The organism is Xenorhabdus sp. XBWT (genome assembly GCF_059072735.1).
The window spans coordinates 182,234-205,834 of the sequence record NZ_CM180990.1 but is presented as its reverse complement, the minus strand read 5'-3'; the positions used below and the strand labels follow the sequence as shown (position 1 = coordinate 205,834).

General features: G+C 38.3%; 16 protein-coding genes. 10 read left to right on the top strand and 6 right to left on the bottom strand.

What is annotated here, in order from left to right; genetic code table 11:
• Nucleotides 1-82: 82 nt before the first annotated feature.
• The 9 genes from AC5JQI_RS00875 to glnG all read left to right on the top strand — a co-directional run bounded on the left by AC5JQI_RS00875 (nt 83) and on the right by glnG (nt 16,187).
• On the top strand, nt 83-1,807 hold the full coding sequence (locus AC5JQI_RS00875) for a hypothetical protein (protein ID WP_493913403.1): 1,725 nt from the start codon (nt 83-85) through the stop codon (nt 1,805-1,807).
• Nucleotides 1,808-1,853: 46 nt separating this feature from the next.
• Nucleotides 1,854-3,947, top strand: coding sequence for a hypothetical protein (locus AC5JQI_RS00870; RefSeq protein ID WP_493913402.1), 2,094 nt, complete (start codon nt 1,854-1,856; stop codon nt 3,945-3,947).
• 144 nt (nt 3,948-4,091) lie between these two features.
• Complete coding sequence (locus tag AC5JQI_RS00865) at nt 4,092-5,753, top strand: hypothetical protein (RefSeq protein ID WP_493913401.1); 1,662 nt, start codon at nt 4,092-4,094, stop codon at nt 5,751-5,753.
• Between the two features lie 215 nt (nt 5,754-5,968).
• Nucleotides 5,969-7,285, top strand: coding sequence for a hypothetical protein (locus AC5JQI_RS00860; RefSeq protein ID WP_493913400.1), 1,317 nt, complete (start codon nt 5,969-5,971; stop codon nt 7,283-7,285).
• Nucleotides 7,286-7,318: 33 nt separating this feature from the next.
• Nucleotides 7,319-8,866, top strand: coding sequence for a hypothetical protein (locus AC5JQI_RS00855; protein ID WP_493913399.1), 1,548 nt, complete (start codon nt 7,319-7,321; stop codon nt 8,864-8,866).
• Between the two features lie 713 nt (nt 8,867-9,579).
• A complete protein-coding gene (locus AC5JQI_RS00850; RefSeq protein ID WP_493913398.1) occupies nt 9,580-11,496 on the top strand; it encodes a hypothetical protein in 1,917 nt (638 codons plus the stop codon).
• 552 nt (nt 11,497-12,048) lie between these two features.
• Complete coding sequence (gene glnA, locus AC5JQI_RS00845; protein ID WP_493913397.1) at nt 12,049-13,458, top strand: glutamate--ammonia ligase; 1,410 nt, start codon at nt 12,049-12,051, stop codon at nt 13,456-13,458.
• 215 nt (nt 13,459-13,673) lie between these two features.
• Complete coding sequence (gene glnL, locus AC5JQI_RS00840) at nt 13,674-14,723, top strand: nitrogen regulation protein NR(II) (RefSeq protein ID WP_493913396.1); 1,050 nt, start codon at nt 13,674-13,676, stop codon at nt 14,721-14,723.
• Between the two features lie 33 nt (nt 14,724-14,756).
• A complete protein-coding gene (gene glnG / locus AC5JQI_RS00835; protein WP_493913395.1) occupies nt 14,757-16,187 on the top strand; it encodes a nitrogen regulation protein NR(I) in 1,431 nt (476 codons plus the stop codon).
• Between the two features lie 49 nt (nt 16,188-16,236).
• On the opposite strand, the gene AC5JQI_RS00830 is transcribed toward glnG, so the two are convergent.
• The 4 genes from AC5JQI_RS00830 to yihI all read right to left on the bottom strand — a co-directional run bounded on the left by AC5JQI_RS00830 (nt 16,237) and on the right by yihI (nt 19,203).
• Entirely contained in the window at nt 16,237-16,611 is a 375-nt protein-coding gene (locus tag AC5JQI_RS00830; protein WP_493914580.1) for a type II toxin-antitoxin system VapC family toxin, read from the bottom strand.
• Between the two features lie 8 nt (nt 16,612-16,619).
• Nucleotides 16,620-16,952 carry a hypothetical protein gene (locus AC5JQI_RS00825; protein WP_493913394.1) on the bottom strand — a complete coding sequence of 111 codons (333 nt, stop codon included), beginning with the start codon at nt 16,950-16,952 and terminating at the stop codon, nt 16,620-16,622.
• A 149-nt stretch (nt 16,953-17,101) separates the two neighbouring features.
• The gene (gene hemN, locus AC5JQI_RS00820; protein WP_493913393.1) at nt 17,102-18,475 is read right to left on the bottom strand and encodes an oxygen-independent coproporphyrinogen III oxidase; all 1,374 of its coding nucleotides are present in this window, start codon (nt 18,473-18,475) and stop codon (nt 17,102-17,104) included.
• 203 nt (nt 18,476-18,678) lie between these two features.
• A complete protein-coding gene (gene yihI / locus AC5JQI_RS00815; RefSeq protein ID WP_493913392.1) occupies nt 18,679-19,203 on the bottom strand; it encodes a Der GTPase-activating protein YihI in 525 nt (174 codons plus the stop codon).
• Nucleotides 19,204-19,350: 147 nt separating this feature from the next.
• Between yihI and AC5JQI_RS00810 the strand changes: the two genes are divergently transcribed.
• Complete coding sequence (locus AC5JQI_RS00810; RefSeq protein ID WP_493913391.1) at nt 19,351-20,826, top strand: ArnT family glycosyltransferase; 1,476 nt, start codon at nt 19,351-19,353, stop codon at nt 20,824-20,826.
• 59 nt (nt 20,827-20,885) lie between these two features.
• Here AC5JQI_RS00810 and AC5JQI_RS00805 read toward each other — a convergent pair whose 3' ends face one another.
• Nucleotides 20,886-22,223: an NCS2 family permease gene (locus AC5JQI_RS00805; protein WP_493913390.1), complete on the bottom strand. Its 1,338-nt coding sequence runs from the start codon at nt 22,221-22,223 to the stop codon at nt 20,886-20,888.
• A 161-nt stretch (nt 22,224-22,384) separates the two neighbouring features.
• Nucleotides 22,385-23,590 carry a hypothetical protein gene (locus AC5JQI_RS00800; protein WP_493913389.1) on the bottom strand — a complete coding sequence of 402 codons (1,206 nt, stop codon included), beginning with the start codon at nt 23,588-23,590 and terminating at the stop codon, nt 22,385-22,387.
• Nucleotides 23,591-23,601 lie beyond the last annotated feature (11 nt).

Below are 23,601 nucleotides of genomic sequence, written 5' to 3'. Positions count from 1 at the left end.
AAATTTAGCAACCAGAGTAAATTACCATAAATAAGAACTTTCCAACTGGTTACATTAATGTTTTTATTTATGGGGACATAAAATGAATAAGACAATTTTCAATAAAGAGAAATATAATATCGTTCCAGATATACCTGGTGGAGCAAATGTGATTTTAGGACAATATTGTTATCTAACAATAAATATTTCAGGTAATGCATCTGATATGAGTGACATTACTACAGTAACTATATCAAGTACAACAAATGGCATAATAGCATCGCCTCTATCTAGCTGGCTTTCTAATCCTGTTCTTAATAATTCCATGACCTTTTTATTACAAGTTCCGGAAAGTCTATCTGATGGAACAAAGGTTATTATTAATATAAATTTGATGGGGAATCAAACTAACAAGACTCCATTACAAACTCTACAAGTTAATTATGTTGCCAAGAAATTAAATAAACAAACAGTTATTGACCTAACAGAAACGAAATATTTTCTGGATGTTCCCGCAGATGATAATGCGATGGGAACAGGTCAGATTTATTCTGTATTTTCTGGTACTATTACTGCAGATGATGGGAAAAAAACACCATTAAAGCATACTCAGATTTTAATTTCCAGTATGGTTTTAGGTCAGCTATATTCAAATACTCCTTCTGTAAAAATAGCTACAAATGAAACTAATCCAACTCACCTCATGCCTCAGAAATTACCTCAGGAGTATGACAATATTGAATTTGTTGCTGTAAAAAGTGATGAGAACGGAAAGATATCATTTCGTGTATATGCGGTAAAAGATACTCCTGTCAGGGTTGATTTTACGATTCAAATATTGAGAGTAACTTACGCACGATTTGTGGCATCTCTATATGTTTTTAACGATAAATCAGCTCCTTTTTTTGGTATCTCTAGTCCGTTTATACTTGGATTACAACCGGGTAGTATACTAAAACAGACTCCTGGACAATCGGAATTTCAGGTTAAAATTTTTAAATATTCTTCTTATCAGAATACAGATAGTATTGTTTTTTATCTCATGTCGCTTGTGAATAACCATGTAATAAGATTAGAGCCTGTATTTAAGGTTGATGATATAACTACGTTGTCTACATACCGCTTTAAATTTCCATATAATAAATTAAAAGTCAATGAGCTGATGGTATTGTATTATATGGTAATACCTCAGGAAGGGCCACCTATTTACTCTACAGGAATAGAAGTAAAATATGTAGGAGGAGGTGATGCATCTCCTGATGATAATATAGAAAGACCTTATGACAAATTAACAGTCTACTCTAGTTATGTGACTCAAGATACCCTTGATCCGACAAGTTATGATGATGGAGTTTCTGAATACGGGGCTGTTACTTTAGATACGATAGAACAGCAGAAAATAAAAAATGATACATTACCGCCAGATCAGCAGGTAAAGACGGATACTATTCCTGGTTTATATGTAGTCATAAAAGGAACTACTGATAAAAATGATAAAACGTTGCCACAAATGGGGGCAAAAGGTGGGATATCAATGTACTTAACATCCCTGAATCGCCAGAATAAATGTAATTATAAATTTGATTTATCCAATCCCGCTAATCTTAAAAATAATATTTATCAGATTGTTCCTATACGCTATTGTTCCTTGAATAGAGCGCAAGGGTACCACAGTGGTGCAGAAGGAACCCTGTATTTCGAATATTATGTAGAAGATGATAATGGAACGCGCACTTATAGCAAAGTTTGGCAAGTTGATCTTAATACTGTACAAGTAGGACAAGATCCAGGTTATTTACGGGGATGTTCAGCCAACTTCAATTGTTAATTGAATAAGGGATAATAATTTTTTAATTAATGAAATGGAGAATAATATGAATATAGCAGATGCACAGCATAATTTATGCAATAATGGGGAGCTTTGTGTATCCATAAAATCAGGTTCAGATGTTATTATTGGACAAATTTGTTATTTAAAAGTAACACTCTCGGCTGATCAATCTGTACTGAAAAAAATAAGTCATCTTTTAATAAAAGATGGTACTAACTCCATTCAAACAAGTAATATTGATGATTGGAGAATAAATTCTGATAAAACCTGTGGCTATGCAACATTTCAATTGCAAATTAATCATGATTTGATTGCAGATGCGACAGTTAATTATACTGTTCATGCTGTTTCTATTTCAGGTGATGACGTACAAGAAATTACACCAAAACAAGTTAGCTATACAGCAAAAAAAATGGGAAAGACAATTTTAAAAAATGATAAATATACAATCGTTCCAGATATACCTGACGGATCGAATGTTATTTCAGGGCAATATTGTTTTTTAACAATAACGGTATCAGGTAATGCATCTGATATAGCAAACATTTCTAATGTAACTATATCGCCTACAACAACTAACTTAAAGGCATCGCCTATATCTAACCGGATTACTAATCTTGTTACCAGTAAAGATATGGTCTTTTTATTACAAGTTGACAATGGTCTAGCTGATGAAGAAAAAGTTATTTTTACTATAAATTTGATGGGGACTGACGTGAGTAAACCTCCATTACAAACTTTACCAGTTAATTATATTGTCAAGAAATTAAATGAACAAACTACTATTCACCTAACAGCATCACCCGAATTTCTGAATGTTCCGGCAGATGATAATGCGATAGGAACAGGTCAGATTTATTCTGTATTTTCTGGTGCTATTACTGCAGATGACGGGAAAAATACACCATTAAAGCATACTCAGATTTTAATTTCCAGTATGGTTTTAGGTCAGCTATATTCAAATACTCCTTCTGTAAAAATAACTACAAATGAAACTAATCCAACTCACCTCATGCCTCAGAAATTACCTCAAAAGTATGACAATATTGAATTTGTTGCTGTAAAAAGTGATGAGAACGGAAAGATATCATTTCGTGTATATGCGGTAAAAGACACTCCTGTCAGGGTTGATTTTACGATTCAAATATTGAGAGTAACTTACGCACGATTTGTGGCATCTCTATATGTTTTTAACGATAAACCAGCTCCTGTTTTTGGTATCTCTAGTCCGTTTATACTTGGATTACAGCCGGGTGGTACACTAAAACAGACTCCTGGAGAATCGGAATTTCAGGTTAAAGTTTTTAAATATTCTTCTTATCAGGATACAGATAGTATTGTTTTTTATCTAATGTCGCTTGTGAATAACCATGTAATAAGATTAGAGCCTGTATTTAAGCTTAATGATATAACTACGTTGTCTACATACCGCTTTAAATTTCCATATAATAAATTAAAAATCAATGAGATGATGGCATTGTATTATATGATAATACCTCAGGAAGGGCCATCGGTTTACTCTACAGGAATAGAAGTACAATATATAGGAGGAGGCGATGCATCTCCTGATGATAATATAGAAAGACCTTATGACAAATTAACAGTCTACTCTAGTTATGTGACTCAAGATACCCTTGATCCGACAAGTTATGATGATGGAGTTTCTGAATACGGGGCTGTTACTTTAGATACGATAGAACAGCAGAAAATAAAAAATGATACATTACCGCCAGATCAGCAGGTAAAAACGGATACTATTCCTGGTTTATATGTGGTCATAAAAGGAACTACTGATAGAAATGATAAAACGTTGCCACAAATGGGGGCAAAAGGTGGGATATCAATGTACTTAACATCCCTGAATCGCCAGAATAAATGTAATTATAAATTTGATTTATCCAATCCCGCTAATCTTAAAAATAATATTTATCAGATTGTTCCTATACGCTATTGTTCCTTGAATAGAGCGCAAGGGTACCACAGTGGTGCAGAAGGAACCCTGTATTTCGAATATTATGTAGAAGATGATAATGGAACGCGCACTTATAGCAAAGTTTGGCAAGTTGATCTTAATACTGTACAAGTAGGACAAGATCCAGATTATCTGCGGGGATGTTCAGCCGACTTCAATTGTTGATTGAATAATGGATAATAATTTTTTAACTTTAAATAACTCCACCATCCATAGATGGTGGAAGTAAGAATTACTGTTTTTTAAATTGAATTTTATTATTTGAAATTATTTTTCATTAATTTTATAATTAATGAAATGGAGGATAATATGAATATATTAGATGCACAGCATAATTTATGCAATAATGGGGAACTTTGTGTATCCATAAAGTCAGGTTCAGATGTTATTATTGGACAAGTTTGTTATTTAAAAGTAATACTCTCGGCTGATCAACCCATACTTGAAAAAATAAGTCATATTTTAATAAAAGATGGTACTAATTCCATTCAAGCAATTAACATTGATGATTGGAGAATAAATTCTGATAAAACCTGTGGCTATGCAACATTTCAATTGCAAATTAATCATAAGCTGATCGCAGATGTACCAGTTAATTATACTGTTCATGCTGTTTCGCTTTCAGGTAAGGATGTACAAGAAATTACACCGAAACAAGTCAGCTATACAGCAAAAAAAATAGCAAGTGATAGCCACATACATTTGGATTATGATAAAAATTATTTAATTACACCAATAACAGAGAATAGTACCAAAGATCCACATAATGAGTATGTTGTTATTTCTTCTATAATAAAAGATAACAAAGGAAATTTACTCAAGAATGTTGGTGTGACAATTAGTGCTATGTCCAACAAAGCGATTAATCAAGTTATTTTTACTACAGATGGGGAATTGCCTGAAGAAATTCCCGTTGAGACAGTAAAAGAGACACAATTTATCACAGTTTATTCTGATTTAAACGGAAACATTAAATTTAGAATTTATCCTAAGAAAGATACAGCAGTAAGATTAGAGTTAATGACAGCAATTCTAGGAGTGACTAGATTTACCCTAGAATATGCTTTATATATAGTAACACCCTCAAATGGTATAGGTACATTAGGTTATCCGATAATACGAGAATTAGATTCTGATAATTGCATAAGACAGAATTTAAGATCTTCTTCTAAAAGTTTCCATGTAAAAATACCTAAATATTCTAATTATCAGGATGGGGATGCTATTTTATTTTTTGTACAAAAAAAAATTGGTGATAAACCAACATTGCTTCAGCCTATATCTACTTTTCAGAGTGAAGATAGTGTAGATAAACGTATTTTTTCATTTCCATATAACTCTTTCCCACTAAAAGAAGAGGTTGGTTTTTATTATGTTATTTCACCAGTAGATGGACAAATAAACTATAGTTATCCTATCTCAGTAACATATTTGGGAGGAGAAGAAAAAAATCCTAAAGAGCAAATTTATAGACAATATGATAAAGTTAGGGTTTATGATAGTACTGTAGATTTACCTATTGACTTATCCAGTAATGAAAGTTTGGTTGATGAATATACACCGGTTAATACAGCTTCAATAAGCTTCCAAAAAGACTACGAGCATGTCGATATTAATAAAGCTGTTGGTCTGTATGTTATAGTACCAGCCTCTAAGGACCCAAATAATAAATCATTGCCAACGGTTGGTCAGTCTGGTGGTGTAGATCTTTATTATACATCTGACACTAGAAACAATCAGAAATTTTATAAATTCAATCTGGAGAAAGAAGGTGGAAATATAGTGCCAATACCATATTGTGCTCTTAGTCGGGCAACAAATTATAATGGTGAATATGGGGAATTATTTTTTGATTACTATATTGATGATGGAAATGGTACCAAAACTTATAGTCATATTTGGGTTGCAGCTATTGGCACTGAAACAAACATGCGAGATGATAACCTTGAAGGTTGCTCACCTGACGCATAAACATCCCTAATAAAATAAAAGTGTAATCTATATTTTATTTTATAATAGTTGGATTTTTTATAAAAATTTAGCTTTATTATTTTTATGGCGTTGTTTTTATTTAATGGTGTTTCTATGGTTATCGGGTGATAACTATTTTCTATTATACATTTAATTAAGTTATCTGTTTAATGTGCAAGAGAAAGGTGGTTATTAAACAATTAATAGAGGATCATATGATAAACAGTCAATTTGATGAACTTAGAGTAAAAGTTCATATAAATAAATCTTTTTGTTATACGCCAGATAAAAATGAAAATATTGAAGATATCAAAGATAATTTCATCCGCTATTCTATGAAAATGACCAATATATCAGATAAGTCAATGAATAATAAGATTTTTCATATTTATTCATCTATTGGTGATTATATAGTACATAAAATTACTATTACGAATGAACCATCAGGAGATCAGGCTCTTAAAATTATTCCCCCAGTTACTTCAGGTGATAATATTTTTGTTCCTATTCCCATTGATTCAGATGGAAATGTTAATTTTAGAGTTTATCCCAAAAAAGGTATTCCTTCGAAAATTCAATTAGGTGTTGAGTTACCAGGAAAAAATATTATTTTTTCTGTTCCTGACATCTATATTATTAGTCATAAACCCAGTGATCAAAGTTTACTAATTTCAAGAATAATAATACCTGATCTTGATGATGGCAATCTCAGTGCTTATGGTTCAAACCTGATGTTTGATGTCAAAGTTCCTAACTATGATAGTCCATCGGATGGAGACACTGTGCTATTTTTCACCAAGGATAATAATGGAAATTCTTTTCCTTCAGTGAAAAAAATCAGAGAACCATTTTCTAGTTATTATAATTATCAAATTTATTATGATGATTTTGAAATAAATAAACCATCAGAACTGTATTATGTGGTTGTTACAGTTGATGGACGTAGCCTGTATTCGGAAAAATTAGATTTCACTTATATCGGGGGGGGAGATAATAAACCATCAGATCGAATAAATCGCGTTTTTGATAAACCTATTGTGTATTCTAGCTGGGCAGACCCTAACAGCCATCCTCCTTTGAATGAAAACGATAATGATAGAATATTATCGGAAACATACTACATTAACAGCTTAAATATAAAAAATCACAAAAATAATGGTGGTTATGGTTTATTTATAAAGTTAATAGGAACAAATGATGAAAATGATGTAAGCAAACCAAAATTCGGCGATAAAATTCATTTTAAAATGTATCTGAATGGGGGGTTGTATAATGGAGCGGGTCGATATGATAAAGATGTAAATAATTATAAAGAAATCTCTTGCGAGATTAATAAAGTTGCAGATAACAATAAAGGAAATACATCTACTACTGTTATTTATATAGATTATAACTCAATTATAAATTTTTCACATGACTCAAATCAAAATTCCGCAATAATCTATTTTGAGTACTATGTTTTGGGCGATAATGGACGAACATATAGTCATACATGGGAAAGTCGAATTGAAACAGTAGGTAGTGAACTTTGACATTTTTAATAAATTAAAAATAAAGGAATAACCATGAGTAAAAAAATTAATACTTCTGTAGAGAATAAATCAGATGTAATAATAGGCCAAACATTCTTTCTTGATATTATTTTGACTTCTGATGAACCAATCTCAAGTGATGCCAGCATTACGATAAAAAAAACGAATAATGTTGATCTTCAAGATTCCATTCCACCAATAAAGCTTTATGATAATGGAACTAAAGGCATTATAACTATTCAACTATATATTTATGATGATGTTATCGATAAAAATTTAGTTCAATTTTATATTGAGCCAGATTCGAATGCAGTAGGTTTTCCAGAACAGAGAGTCGAGTATATTGCACGAACACTTGACAAATCTTCATTGCGATTGAAAACGGGAGCTGACTTTCTAAGAGTCCCTACTCATAAAAATGTCCCTTCTGATGGGGTTGATGGACGATATTTTACTAAAGTTCATGCAAAAGTGCTAGCTGGGGATGGAACAACAGGATTATCAGGTACTCCTATTGATATAGTTGATATAGATAAAGTATATGACAGAGTCAGTTTTTATAAATCTAAGTCTGATGAAAAATCTAAAATAGAAATTAGGGATATGGTGAATTTCAATGGGTTTACCATAAACACAGACAATAACGGTTATTTAGAGTTTTATGTTTTTGCAAAACAAGAAGATGCGGTCGTCTTCAATCTTTATTCTTATATAGCGGGTGTTAGTGGTACAATTTCATCTGACAAAACTTTATATATAATTGATAGTAGTCCAGTAGATCAATCTCATACATTGATGCCTCCAGAAATTAAAGATGAAATTAATGGAAAACTACATCCAACTACAGATTCTCCAACATTTTCTGTTAAAGTACCAATGTATGATGATGCATCAAGTGATGATACGATTTTTTTCTTTGTTGATGGCTTGATGGTTGGTGATGCCATTCCATTGACAAATCTCCCAGATCAGTTGAACGATTTCCCTATACCTTATAAGAAAGCTTTTTTAGATAGTAATAAGGATTATTCGTTTTTTTACATAATTATTAAACGTTCCGCCGATAAATTTGTATCAATTCCTCAGGATGTAACATATGTAAAATATCAACATCCAATGGATAATATTTATGAAAAATGTGAGATTTACTCTAGCTATGGAGTTGATCCGAAATATTTAATTACTGAAAATGATATAGTAAATTGTAATGCAATATCTAATTATAAGAAAAATAAAGATCACGCAGGACTATTTGTAAAAATACCGGGTTCCAGTGGTTCTAATGATACAACAAAAGTCCCTTCAGGCTCTGAAGTCTCTTTAACATTGCATATAAGAGCTAAACAAAAAAGCCTGGATCAGCCTTTGGGTACAATAAAAATGCCAAATTCAGGTAATAATATAATAATAGATGTTTCCCAGACATATCTTGCAGGTACTGATTCATATGATGAGGATCATCATGGTCAGATTAATTTTTCTTATACTGTTAGTAAAGATGGAGTTGCACTTGGCAATGGTACCACCTGGAAAGGAAAAATTGATACTCAACCTGCTGCTCCGGGGTTGCAATGTGAATAACTGACATTAAATTAATGATTTTTAATAACACTCATGGCCTCTTATTTTTTATAAGAGGCCAATTTATACCTATCAGAATTTAAATATTAATTTTAGATATAGCTTGTATTTAAGACATGATTATTCCATTTGAATAATATTCAAAAATAAAAACTAGATTATATATTTTATTATTATATGCCCGTTAAAATCGCTTATTATAATCACATATTTTCTCTGATCGTCAATCATATCGATTGTCAATAAAACCATAATATCTGAATATTTTCATTTAATAATAAAAGACATAATTTACCCCTACCTCTGTCAATATCATCCGTAACATCATTTAGTTTTTAAAACGTAATTAAATACATGGTAACACATAGATTATTACACTAATATATATTATCCATTAATAAAACCTAAAAATCTACTTCCTACCTTTCTCTGTATAAAATAAACTCAGATTACTCTATAATATCGGGTGAAATTATAATTCAGTGTGATTAAAAATCATTATCACGCATCTTTATTTTATTTATTTACTTACTTTTTTTACAACTCCGTCATTACTCACAACACTATTAATTATAACAACAAAATTATATTTATGGCATGAATATGCGATAAGTTATTTTCATTAGTTAATTTCAATAATTTAATTTACACTCAATCTTCACTTTTAATTATAAATAAACTCCATATCTACCAATAAAAATAAGGATTTAATTATGAGCGGAAATAACTCTCTTCCTCTTCCTCTTTTACCTCAATCCGACAATGGCATTTTGGATCTATCTAAAATAAAAGGGGATATAATTCAAATACTCGTACCAGTAGGCTCTTATCTTATCAAAGAGGACAGTATTACGGTTCACTTTAAATTCTCAGGTAGTTCTCAAGATGCTTTCAGTGGACCAACTTTGACGATAGCTAGCATACCTAGTAATTATTACGAATTACATGTTAGTAAAGATCAACTCAAAGAACAAAAGTATGACGTTAGTTATACAACATCTGATACTGCTGAGAATATAGCTTACTCACAGTCTGTGAGTATAAATGTTATTAAACAGCCCGTAGTAACAGAAAAACCTTTTATCGTCATGGGTGCACGCTCCATTCTTTACACTTCGGCTAATGCTCTCTTTGGACCACAGTGCTTGACTGCGTGGGATGAGGAGGGAAATCCCGTGTCAGTTACTTGGCAATATAGTGATACTCCAAAAGCCAATGTAAGTTGGCAGTATAATGATAAAAATTATCACGCAACTATAAGTGATCATTTCTATGATAACGCACCAGATATACCAATAGCCGTTACTTCTCTTCCCAGTGGGAAATATATGTATATAATAAACCCCATTAATATTTTTGGTAATGGTGGTACAGCAGCCCGTGATAACCCTTTTCGAGATACTCCTCCAGGTAAACCAGTCGGTGTTCCAGAATCTTTTGCATCTAGTTTCGCCGCATTAACTGATTCCGGAAATCTATACGCCTGGGGAGCAATAGAGAGGGCGCCACAAGTGACAACTGGTGGCCTGACCGACTCGAATGTGAAAAAAGTAGTAGCATCTGGATACGGTTATGGAGCCTTACATAACGATGGCAGCATAACACTCTGGTCTACAACAACGTCGATGCACATGTCACCACCACAACAATCTCAATCTAAAAAATACATTGATCTTACAATGGGCGGTCTGAATGTCCTGGCCATGACAGAGGATGGTAATATTGATATATGGGGCATGGGAGCAAGGCAACAGCCGTCAGTGAATCTGGGACCTGCTGAAAAGACTATCCTTGTCGGAAATGATGATGCTGTCTTTGGCTTTAATACTGAAACTCAGCACTCATTATGGCTCAGAATGGATGATGAGGTTCCTAACGGTTGGTTAGGATTTCCATATTCAACGATACTAGGTCGAGACTACAGTTATCCTCGTGCAATTGTACCTGCTGGGTGTTATTTCACGTTTATCCATAAGGATGGTACAGCAGAGCTTTTAACATTCGCAGCGCCTATTCCTCCTAAATTTGATGGTATCTATCCAGTACCCGGAGATTTAGCCATTCAATCAGTTAATCCTTCTGAGTGGGATATCTTAAATGGTGAAAATGAGCTGAATATTATTGAGAACGTGCGAGGTAGAGCAATTCTGGGTACTGACAATAAGTTGACGATGACTCTGAATGTACCACCAAATCCACCTTTCGACTTCATTAAGACATACGATAATATCACAGATATATCTGGTAATTTCGAATGTGTCATGTTTAGGACACAATCCTATAAAGCCCAGATATCCCATAATTACAATATAAATACACCCTCTAAGTATGAACCCCCCAGCGGATGTAATGAGAATATTGTTCAGGTAACGTGTACAGCAAATGCATGTGCTGCATTACACAAAGATGGGACAGTAACCGCTTGGGGAGATAGCGATTTTGGCGGTGATTGTACAAATGTCAAAGATCAATTGAAAGATGTAAGGGCTATCTACGCGACAGGAAGAGCATTTGCAGCCCTGACAGGGGATAAAAGGGTCGTGACCTGGGGATATGAGCCAGGTGGCGGAAATAACAGCGAAGCAAATATCGATAATCAGATTAGCTATTCAACATATATTACAAATTAATGTACTAATTCTCATTAATATTAGCTGATTATTCAATTTGTTCTTAAATGAATACCGCCTCTTATAGAGGTGGTATTCATCATATGTTATTTAGTGAATCCATGGGGTATAGACAAATTACTTATTACCTGTACCAAATTTAAAAATAATTAAACTGCAGATAGTATGGAGATATCCTGATTATCATAGTCGGATTCTGTCAGAAGAAAAGAAATCTCAATTGGAAAACACGAAGGCTATCCTATCCCTATACTTATAGAACTATCGACCAGAACGGTCTATCGCACCACTTAAGTGCACATCCGTAACTGAAAGTCACCAATACAGTGCAAAATATTTAAAAACTGGCCTTTATCCTATCCATTCTCTAGCTGCCAAAAAATCATACTCTGATATTAAAGACTTTTTAAAAGTTGGCACGCTTTTCGCATTAATCTTTGCATGAGTAATTTCACAAAAATTGACTGTGCAGAGATACACAATCGCCCCTAGATAAAACAGCAGCTTTCTTGCACAGTTTTATCTGGCCGATGTAAACCAGGAGAATTCAGTATGTCCGTTGAACATGTTTTGTCCATAATTGAAGAGCATCAGGTGAAGTTTATTGACTTACGTTTTACTGATACCAAAGGTAAAGAACAACATATCACTATCCCTGCCCATCAAGTTGATGACGATTTCTTCGAAGATGGAAAAATGTTTGACGGTTCATCTATAGGTGGCTGGAAAGGTATCAATGAGTCCGACATGGTGTTAATGCCAGACCCAAGCACTGCAATGATTGATCCTTTCTTTAATGATGCCACGCTCATTATACGTTGCGATATTCTGGAACCGGGCACGATGCAAGGTTATGATCGCGATCCCCGATCCATTGCCAAACGCGCGGAAGATTTCTTGCGTGCGAGCGGCATTGCAGACACCGTTTTATTTGGACCAGAACCCGAATTTTTCCTGTTCGATGATATCCGTTTCGGGAGTTCCATCTCTGGTTCTTACTACCATATTGATGATACTGAGGCAGCATGGAACAGCGGCACACGTTATGAAAGCGGTAACAAAGGCCATCGTCCCGGCATCAAAGGCGGCTATTCCCCTGTTCCGCCAGTAGATTCCTCTCAAGACCTACGTTCAGCCATGTGTCTGACAATGGAAAAAATGGGTTTGGTGGTTGAAGCACACCATCATGAAGTTGCAACAGCCGGACAAAACGAAGTTGCCACCCGTTTTAATACCATGACAAAAAAAGCAGATGAAACCCAAATTTATAAGTATGTGGTTCATAATGTTGCCCATAAATATGGTAAGACTGCCACATTTATGCCAAAACCATTAGTCGGTGATAACGGTTCCGGGATGCACTGCCATATGTCACTATCCAAAGATGGCACTAACCTGTTTGCAGGTGATAAATACGGTGGTCTGTCTGAGATGGCGCTGTACTATATCGGCGGTATTATCAAACATGCCCGTGCATTGAATGCCTTCACGAATCCAACCACTAACTCTTACAAACGCCTGGTACCCGGCTTTGAAGCTCCGGTTATGCTGGCTTATTCTGCCCGTAACCGCTCTGCTTCTATCCGTATTCCGGTTGTAGCCAGCACTAAAGCCCGCCGTATTGAAGTGCGTTTCCCTGATCCGGCAGCGAATCCTTACCTTGCTTTTTCCGCCCTGCTGATGGCTGGCCTTGATGGCATCATCAATAAAATCCATCCGGGTGATGCAATGGATAAAAATTTGTATGACCTGCCTGCGGAAGAAGCACAAGAGATCCCAACTGTGGCTTCTTCTTTAGAAGAGGCTTTGGCTGCATTGGATGCAGATCGCGAATTCCTGACACGCAGTGGTGTTTTCACCGATGATGGAATTGATGCTTATATCAATTTATTACAAGGTGAAGTTGAACGTGTCCGTATGGCTCCACATCCTCTGGAGTTTGAACTGTATTACAGTGTGTAATGCTGAATATTGTACTTGATGATATTACTGTGATTCATTTTTTGTTGCCGTGAAACTTTGACCCATCTTCGGATGGGTTCTTTTCCGGTGCATATAAGCAGGTTCACATTGTACGTAATGACTCTTATTCCGAAGGAGTCAAAATACATTCTTAACAGAAAGCCCATTGAGTTGCTTAGATAGGCTACAATGCACCAAAAAAGTGCAGAGATTGAATGACAATGGTTGATTTGCCCGATGCAGAACAGATTCTCGACTCACAGATAAACAGTGTCTTAGTGTTGGATAATGATTTGATTATCCGTTATGCCAATCATTCTGCAATGCAACTTCTGGCACAAAGTTCACGTAAGTTATTCGGCACACCCCTTCCAATTCTGTTTAGCTATATCTCATTGGATACAGAATTGATGCGTTCTAGTTTGATAAGCGGCCATGGCTTTACCGATAACGAAGTCATATTGGTGATTAATAATCACTCTCACGTGATGTCGCTCAGTGCCCAACCAATTTCCGAACAGTTTATTCTGCTGGAACTAGCACCTATGGATAGCCAGCGACGTTTAAGCCAAGAGCAGATTCAACAAGCACAGCAGGCAGCTGCGCGGGAATTGGTTCGGGGGCTGGCACATGAAATCAAAAATCCCCTTGGCGGGTTACGAGGAGCCGCACAACTGCTCGCCAAGGCACTGCCAGAACCATATTTGCGGGAATATACTCAAGTGATCATTGAACAGGCTGACAGACTACGTGCTCTTGTTGATCGGTTGCTGGGACCACAGCATCCCGGAACCCAAACCCGACAGAGTATTCATCATGTGGTCGAGCGTGTTTATCAATTAGTTTCATTGGAAATGCCTGCCAATATCACGCTGATCAAAGATTATGATCCCAGCCTGCCTGAGTTAGCCCACTACCCTGACCAAATTGAGCAGGTATTACTGAATATTACTCGCAATGCCCTGCAAGCTCTGGGCGAAAAAGGCGGTACGATTACTCTGAGGACAAGAACAGCATTTCAGGTTACCTTACAAAGTGAGCGTTACCGTCTGGCTGCCAGAATTGATGTTGAAGACAATGGGCCAGGCATCCCACCCAATATTCAGGACACACTTTTTTACCCTATGGTCAGTGGGCATGAAAGTGGAACTGGACTTGGGTTATCCATCGCACGTAATCTTATTACTCAGCATGCCGGAAAAATCGAATTCACCAGTTGGCCGGGGCATACGGAATTTTCCATTTACCTGCCTATCAAGAAATAACTGATCAAACTGATCAAGAAGTAGAGGGCGACAATGCAACGAGGAAAAGTCTGGGTCGTTGATGATGACAGTTCTATCCGTTGGGTACTTGAACGGGCACTGAGTGGCGCAGGAATGGAATGCACCTGTTTTGAAAACGCTGATGCTGTACTGGCTGCACTGTCACAGGGCAGCCCTGAAGTTCTGCTTTCAGATATCCGTATGCCCGGGCTGGATGGGCTGAGCCTACTCAATCAGATCAAACAGAGTTATCAACAACTTCCGGTCATCATTATGACCGCTCATTCTGATTTAGATGCCGCCGTTAGTGCTTATCAACACGGTGCATACGATTATCTGCCAAAACCCTTCGATATTGATGAAACCGTTGCACTGGTTGAGCGGGCACTGAGCCACTATCGCGAACAGCATCAATCTTCCTCCCATCCGCAAGTGGCTGGATCTGTTTCAGACATGATCGGTGAAGCGCCAGCCATGCAGGACGTATACCGGATTATCGGTCGCCTTTCCCGTTCTTCTATCAGCGTATTGATCAATGGGGAGTCTGGCACGGGAAAAGAACTGGTCGCTCATGCTCTTCACCGCCATAGCCCACGCGCTTGTGCACCGTTTATTGCCTTGAATATGGCAGCAATTCCAAAAGATTTGATTGAATCTGAGCTGTTTGGTCATGAGAAAGGGGCTTTTACGGGAGCAAACCAGGTTCGTCAAGGGCGTTTTGAACAAGCCAATGGCGGCTCGCTGTTTTTGGATGAAATTGGCGATATGCCGCTGGATATCCAGACTCACTTACTGCGGGTGCTGGCAGAAGGGCAATTCTATCGAGTTGGGGGCTATGCTCCGGTGAAGGTGGATGTTCGTATCATTGCCGCCACTCACCAGAATCTTGAACAACGGGTTGCAGAAGGAAAATTCCGGGAAGATCTCTACCATCGCCTGAATGTCATTCGTGTTCAGCTACCTCCATTGCGGGACAGAGTGGAAGATATTCCTCGTCTGACGCATCATTTTCTGCAACAAACAGCCAAAGAGTTAGGCGTTGAAGCCAAAGTACTGCATCCCGCGACTGAAATCGCTTTGATGAACCTCCCATGGACAGGAAATGTCCGTCAATTGGAAAACGTCTGCCGTTGGCTGACGGTGATGGCTGCCAGCAAGGAAATACTGGTACAAGATCTTCCCTCGGACCTGATAGGCAATCAATCAACTGAGCAAGCAGAAAGCCCACCTCTTTCACACTCAGTTTCCTCTGAAAGCTGGTCTCAACTGTTGGCTGAATGGGCAAAACATGCCTTAAAAGAGGGAAAAGCAGATCTTCTCTCCGATGCGTTGCCATTACTGGAGCGGACACTGCTTAATTGTGCACTGGAATATACCAATGGCCATAAACAGGAAGCCGCCCGCTTATTGGGCTGGGGTAGAAATACGATAACGCGGAAATTGAAAGAGTTGGGGTTGGAATAGTGACATTCCCCCCCAATAAAGTCCATTATCTATTTCTGATTAAATACTCTTAAAAATCAATGAATTGAGACAATATCGCTTCATCGTTTGTAACCAGTACTATGCCTTCATATAAAGCTTGAGTCATTAGCATAAGATCAAAAGGATCTCGGTGTTTTACATTTGGCAATTCGTAATAACTCACAGAGTGTTCTATTGTTACAGGTAATGGCAAAAAACCCACCTCATTTTGTGCAACATCTACGAGCACTTTTGGTTCAAAAGAATAATCACTTCTACCTAACCTGCTTTTTATTGCTATTTCCTGAATACTGGTGGCACTGAAATAAACTTCATTATCAGTATCTCTTAGTAATTCAATGATTTCTTTTTTCAATTTAGAGGGATCAGACAAATACCAAAGCAAAATATGAGTATCAACCAGATATCACATCAGTTTTGCTCTCTCCCCTCAAACATTGAAAGGATTTCACTATCATATTTAGCAAATTCTTCTTCTGTTGGAACAGACAATTTCCCAACTAAAATCCCAATTGGCCTCAATGATTTTTTAGACTTAGTCAGAACACCAATTGGCCTATTTACCATAAAATTATCAATTTCTGTCGATACTTTTGATACTTGCTTACCTCGCCAACGTCTGTAAGCCTTTACCTGTATGATACCTTCGCCAGCCTCTTTAATAACAATAGCTTGTCCTTTTCTGATGGCAGCTCTCAGCCCCTCAGGAAGTTCTGCAATGCGGAGCTTGATTTCAGCACTCATATGATCTCCCATATTTCAGCAATCAAATCACAGAATTAATTTTAACCAATTATTGGGCAAATGTTAACCTTTTTGAATGATTGAAATATATAGATACCGCTTTATTAAGCAACTTGAAATCCAATAGGTATAGATGAAAAATGATAACTTCATATCACCCGCGAAAACTGCCGCCGCCGCACCTGATTACGCAGATAGCTATCAAAACACATACAAATATTACGGATCAGAAGACGCCCTTTTGGTAATACCTGAATCTGTGATTCTGTCACTTCAACCAGCTCATCTCCGGCCAGTGGTGCCAGTAATTGCAAATCTTCGGCGAAATAATCAGCGAAGTTCAGCCCATAATGCTGCTCAATGTCCGCAAAATTCAACCGGAAGTTACAGATCAAATCCTTGATCACATCACGACGGATACAATCATCCTGCGTTAGTGCCAAACCACGCCATAATGCATGGCCTTGCTCTTCCACTGCTGAATAGTAGGCTTTCAGATCTTTCTGGTTTTGTACATAACTATCCCCCAGCATACTGATGGCTGAGACTCCCATTCCCAGTAAATCGCACTCACCTTGTGTCGTGTATCCCTGAAAATTGCGATGCAAAATGCCTTCGCGCTGAGCAACCGCCAGTTCATCATCAGGACGGGCAAAGTGATCCATACCAATAAACTGATAGCCATTGCCTGTCAGAGTCGCAATGGTTTCCTGCAAGATATCCAGTTTCTGCATTGCACCCGGTAGATCCTGCTCCTTGATTTTACGCTGCGCGGCAAACAGACTTGGCAAATGTGCATAGTTAAATACACTCAGGCGATCGGGCGACAACGCCAGCACTCGCTGCAATGTAAAGGCGAAACTCTCAGGTGTCTGCTTTGGCAGACCATAAATCAAATCAATGCTGGTGGATGTAAAACCGGTTTCACGGGCACGATTGATCAGCTCAAAAATAAACGCTTCGTCCTGCTCACGATTTACCAAACGCTGCACGTCTTTATTGAAATCCTGCACCCCCATACTAAGGCGGTTAAAACCTTCATGGCGCAGGTGATCGACAACATCAAGTTCAATTTCACGCGGATCAATTTCAATGGAAAGCTCGGCATCGGGCAAAAAATAGAAGTGGCTGCGCAGTATCGACATTAACCGACTAATCTGCGCCTTATCCAAATATGTCGGTGTTCCTCCGCCCCAGTGCATCTGGCTGATTTTCCGTTGGGAGAACAATTTAGCCCGGGACGCAATCTCTTGTTCCAGCACATTTAGATATTCATCCGCCTTGTGTTTTTGACGAGTAACCAGCTTGTTGCAGCCACAGAAATAGCACAGCTTATGGCAAAACGGGATGTGGATATAAAGAGAAAGCGGGCGATCAGGATAACGGGCAGCAGCCTGAGCAAAATCAACGCTATCATATTGCGGGTTAAACTCCAATGCTGTTGGATATGAAGTATAACGAGGCCCTGAATAGTTGTATTTCTGGATCAAAGGCAGATCCCAAACAATGGCTTGCTCTGGCATGCTTATTCCTTCCGCTGTTTACGCCCATCAAAACGCAACTTTTTCATCGAGTTGAAATGTCGTGTCATGATGATACTGCGCAACCGACGTTTACGTTGCGATAGCCACCATAGTTTACCTAATAACCATAATAAATAACATACAAATACTATGGTTATTAGGATGAACCCACCTTTTACAATCACAATTCATTGAAGCAGGAATTATTTACCCTTCAACAACTGCATGATATCTTCCTGCCGTTCCTCTTCTTCGCTGTCATCATCTTCTGGATTGATACCCAACTCTTCCATCAGAACGTCAATCCGGTCGAGTGTATTATCAACATAGGCGTTGTCTTCCTCAGACAGTTTTTCGCCCTGCTCAAGACGCTCTAACAAGTCATCCAGACGCTCGTCATTTTCCAGCATTGCCAGTTCTTCCTGCGGGGACAAACGAGGCTTTTGTTTCTCCTCAACAGGCTTAGTGACTGGTTTCACCGGCGTTTCTTTTTCGCCAATGACCAGAGGAACCGGAACTTTACTGCCAATACGCGGATCTTTTTCCTGATTACCTGCTGAACGTTTTTTATCTCTGCCATCACCGTTACTACGGCTGCCTGTCTGGTTACCACGGCGTTTTTTCTGGCGTTTGCGTTCGCGCCCTTCTGCATCCAGCTCTGCGCGACTTTTTCTTTTTTGCTTACCAGCGGAAGGCTTCGCTGGTGTTTTTTTCTTTAACGGGCTCATAGCTTGTGACTCAACTCGCTTTTATCAAGATATTTTCGGCGGAATCTAACAGAAACCACCTATAACATCCAATGTCATTCACTTATAGCTTAAAGTTCGGCTAATATTCTAATTAACTTTAACTCAAATAATTGATCATTAACCACCATGCGTTTTTTTGATACTTCTTCTTACCGCATGCCATTGTATCTTTGGGTCACTGGTTATGCTGTGTTATGGATAATAGCAAGCTACTTTCTCGATCCCACCGTTCCTTATGATGCCGTAGAAGCCTTGAACTGGGGCACCAATGGCGAGTGGGGTTCCCCAAAAAACCCGTGGTTAGTCGGTGCTATAATGCTCCCTGCTATCCATATCAGCAATATATCGCTCAGCTTTTATTGGTATTTTGTCCACTTTGTTGCCATTGCCATCGGGATGCTTGGTGTCTGGCAGCTGGCTTTCCGACTGACAGATAAAATCATTCTGGCATGGCTTGCCATGTTAACGCTGAATCTGTCCGGTATCATCAACTTTGATATCATTCCTTATAACGATAATTACCTTCTGGTCATGCTATGGCCGTGGTCGCTGCTGCTTTTCCTGCGCGCCATTGATGATCATCCCAAATGGTGGCTGGCTTTCGCACTCACAACCGGGCTGGCAACAATGGCGAAGTACTCTTCCCTTGCCATTATCGGTTCTGTCTTTTTGATCTCCCTGTTCGTGCCAAAAGTGCGGCGCAATTATCGGGAGCCCCTGTTTTATCTCGCCATTATCCTGTGGCTCGCACTGGTTTTACCGAATCTCTGGTGGCTGGTGAATAACGACTTTGCCGCGTTCAAGTGGGTCGATTCCCAAATTAAGGCAGGATTCAATCTGCATACCACCCGTGCAATGCTTTCTGTGTTTTACCCGCTGATTATTGTCAGTGTGATTACTTATATGCTGGGTGGTCGGATTGGCTGGCCTAAGAAACAATCCAACAAGCTAGTCAATATCATTATCCTGCTGCCTCTCCTGATTATTTATGGCTGGTTCTCTTTCAATCAGGGCGGGCGCATGACTGAGTGGGTGCAGCCTTTTATGATCGTTGCGCCAGCTTTGTTGGTCGGGTCAATAACGGTATATCCTCATAAATCTCTGCAAAGCACATTAAGGGGACTGACCGTGTTCGGCATATTGGTGTTGATTGGCTATTCCAGCGTAATGGTGGCAAATATCCGTGGAGCCGGTCAGAAATTTGTCGGGATAAAAGACTTTACCCGTCAGCTTGATCAGCGCTGGAGCGAACAGCATTCAACACCTTTGTATTACGTGGGTGGGGAATATTTACATGAATGGATGACGTTCTACAGCCACTATCGCCCGGAAACGATACAACTCTGGAAATTAAATGGTGGCCCGCCACCGAATATCTACAATCGCCATATCAAAGAAAAAAATATTGTGGAACATGGCGCATTACTGGTGGGAGAGCGGGGGAAAACCTGCGCGGAGGAAAATTTCGGGCATACACTCAAGGAATGGCCGGCATTAATAATCAGTCATAAGGAAGAGTTTTCTTTTCAGCCCCAGCCAAACTCTGAAGTAGAACCAGTTTGTATTAGTTTTGTGGCACCTGAAAATATTCAGTCACATTAACCAAAAAAAGCCTGACATGGAAACACTCTGTCAGGCTTTTCTCATCATTTCAATCGTGCTCAGCGGGCATCCACAAACACCATTTTCAATACAAACAACAATGTCACCACGATCACGCAGGAACCGATTTCACGCCATTTTCCGGTTCCCAGTTTCATAGCGCAGTAGGTGATAAAACCCAGTGCAATCCCTTCTGTGATGGAAAAACTAAATGGCATCATGACTGCGGTAATAAATGCGGGTACAGATTCAGTCAGATCGTCCCATTTCACCCGTGTCAGGCTGGATGTCATCAAAACACCGACATAAACCAGCGCTCCTGCTGTGGCGTAAGCAGGAACCATACTCGCCAGCGGAGAGATAAATATCACCAACAGGAACAAGATACCCACCACAATCGCCATCAAGCCGGTACGACCGCCTACAGAAACACCGGAAGAGCTTTCAACATAGGCAGTAACGGAAGAAGTCCCGACGTAAGAGCCTGCTACCGAGCTGATACTATCCACATATAATGCTTGTTTCATGCGCGGAAATTTACCATTGCTGTCAGCAAGCCCTGCTTTATCTGTCACACCAATCAAGGTGCCGGAAGAGTCAAACAAGTTCACCAGCATGAATGAGAAGATAACGCCTGCCAAAGTGATATCCAGCGCACCTTTCACATCAACGTTACCCACCACACTCATCACACTGGGCGGCAGATCAAAAATACCGTGATACTCCACATATCCCATCATGAAGCCGATAGCGGTCGTCACGATGATGGAGATCAACACTGCCGCATGAAAATTGCGTGCCGCTAAAATGGCAATGATAAAAAAGCCCAATGTGCCCAACAGAACATTATGGGAAGCAAAATTGCCAATTGAGACGATCGTGTCGGGATTTGGCACGATAATACCGGCATTTTTCAGCCCTATCATGGCAATAAACAGGCCGATACCGCTGGTAATTCCCACCCGCAGGCTTAATGGAATATTGGCTATCATCCAATAGCGGATTTTAAAGACAGTTAATATCAATAATCCCACTGCCCCCCAAAAAATAGCTCCCATCGCGACTTGCCATGAAATACCCATTGCACCAACGACGACAAAAGCGAAAAACGCATTCAGTCCCATCGCAGGAGCAACGGCTACAGGCAAGTTTGCCATTAATCCCATCATGATACTGCCTGCCGCAGCAATTAAGCAGGTAGTGACAAACACAGCCTTAATATCCATTCCTGCCACCGCCAATATCTGCGGGTTAACAAAGACAATATAGACCATGGTCAGAAAAGTTGTCAGCCCCGCAATTATTTCGGTACGAACTGTCGTTCCATGTTCCTCTAATTTAAACATGCGCTGAAGCAAGCCCTGACGGTTTGCAGAACCAGAAGTTATTGTGCTCATGTAATGTTGTTTCCCAAAAAAAGAATTTTTCGATTTATCCTACAGGAAACCCATACAAATCGTTACTCTGAAAATGTAAAAAAGAAAACGTTTGCGTTGATTACAATCAATGAGTTAAATAACACCATGATTCTTTAGGAAATTCATTCGATGGCGATATTTTATTCGTTATTCTGTCTGATTATCTTATGCCAAGCTAAGAAATAGTGTAATTCTCTGAGGTGGCGGCTGTAATATTCCGTATTTAAGATAAAGAATATCAGTAGGAAATCGAAAGCAATAATGCCCAAAGAGATATTGCTGTAATTCAACACACCAGCAACAAATTTTAATCCCACCAATAGAGCAAAAAGAACGATAAAAAGATAACGGGCTAAAGCTAACATCTTAAATCCTGATGTTACTCCCCGATATGTCAGCAAGATGGGTAAAGGAGCAAAAACAATGGCAACTGCGACGGCAGAAAATAAGATGGGCAGATCTTCCCTGTTATCAAAATAAGAAAACAACATAAATGTCGCCATCACATACACTTTTAACAATAAAATCGTCACCAATGATGTCATCAACACCGCTTTTTTCGGAACACTAAATTCCAACAGATGTTGATATTTATTTAATCTTCTTTCTGACAGTAAAGCAGGATCATTACTTTCCACTCTCTGATTAAGTTCACTACTTTCCTTTAACGTCTTATTGAGATTTATATTGAGTATACAATATCGCCAAAACCTCTTGAACACATTGGCATTAGGGGAATTAATATGACTTTCATCGGTATCATCTTCAGTTATTTTATCTACGCTTTTTCTCAGCAGATGGTTCGTTGTTTTAAACCACAATATTTCTGTCATGGCTTGAGAAAAAGCAGCACTGTTAATGATCACCCGATTCGAGAAGAAATTAAAAAAAACGATAATCAATAAATACCATTCGTGGTGCATATAATAGACAAAGTAATCAAGCAAAAGAATGCTCAAGGCAAATACAATACTCAATGTATTCATAGCGTTGAGGGTTTTTAAAGCGGAGATATTACCTCTATAAGCATAAAGTGCCAGCAAAGAAACCACCGAAATAATAAACATATTGGCAGAGCGAATAAATCCTGCTTGATCAGAAGAAAAATAAAAATCATAAAGAACAATCACTAATATTATATAAGAAACAAATGTCAGTATAGGAAACAAAGCCAATAATATACTCTCTTCTGAAGATCTATTTATGGATGTTTTTTCTTTAAGTCTAATGAAATCATCCGTTTGGGTAAGTGAACAATCATCACTTTTTATTCTTTTCTCTATATTTTTATACAGATTAAAAATATGCTTGAATTGGTTGTTAGTTAATATTTCTATTATATTCATATTAGCATTCC

Bases quoted from the DNA above. Each gene is read 5' to 3' on its own strand.
- AC5JQI_RS00875 (WP_493913403.1), top strand. From the start codon at position 83: ATGAATAAGACAATTTTCAATAAAGAGAAATATAATATCGTTCCAGAT.
- AC5JQI_RS00870 (WP_493913402.1), top strand. From the start codon at position 1,854: ATGAATATAGCAGATGCACAGCATAATTTATGCAATAATGGGGAGCTT.
- AC5JQI_RS00865 (WP_493913401.1), top strand. From the start codon at position 4,092: ATGAATATATTAGATGCACAGCATAATTTATGCAATAATGGGGAACTT.
- AC5JQI_RS00860 (WP_493913400.1), top strand. From the start codon at position 5,969: ATGATAAACAGTCAATTTGATGAACTTAGAGTAAAAGTTCATATAAAT.
- AC5JQI_RS00855 (WP_493913399.1), top strand. From the start codon at position 7,319: ATGAGTAAAAAAATTAATACTTCTGTAGAGAATAAATCAGATGTAATA.
- AC5JQI_RS00850 (WP_493913398.1), top strand. From the start codon at position 9,580: ATGAGCGGAAATAACTCTCTTCCTCTTCCTCTTTTACCTCAATCCGAC.
- glnA (WP_493913397.1), top strand. From the start codon at position 12,049: ATGTCCGTTGAACATGTTTTGTCCATAATTGAAGAGCATCAGGTGAAG.
- glnL (WP_493913396.1), top strand. From the start codon at position 13,674: ATGACAATGGTTGATTTGCCCGATGCAGAACAGATTCTCGACTCACAG.
- glnG (WP_493913395.1), top strand. From the start codon at position 14,757: ATGCAACGAGGAAAAGTCTGGGTCGTTGATGATGACAGTTCTATCCGT.
- AC5JQI_RS00825 (WP_493913394.1), bottom strand. From the start codon at position 16,952: ATGAGTGCTGAAATCAAGCTCCGCATTGCAGAACTTCCTGAGGGGCTG.
- hemN (WP_493913393.1), bottom strand. From the start codon at position 18,475: ATGCCAGAGCAAGCCATTGTTTGGGATCTGCCTTTGATCCAGAAATAC.
- yihI (WP_493913392.1), bottom strand. From the start codon at position 19,203: ATGAGCCCGTTAAAGAAAAAAACACCAGCGAAGCCTTCCGCTGGTAAG.
- AC5JQI_RS00810 (WP_493913391.1), top strand. From the start codon at position 19,351: ATGCGTTTTTTTGATACTTCTTCTTACCGCATGCCATTGTATCTTTGG.
- AC5JQI_RS00805 (WP_493913390.1), bottom strand. From the start codon at position 22,223: ATGAGCACAATAACTTCTGGTTCTGCAAACCGTCAGGGCTTGCTTCAG.
- AC5JQI_RS00800 (WP_493913389.1), bottom strand. From the start codon at position 23,590: ATGAATATAATAGAAATATTAACTAACAACCAATTCAAGCATATTTTT.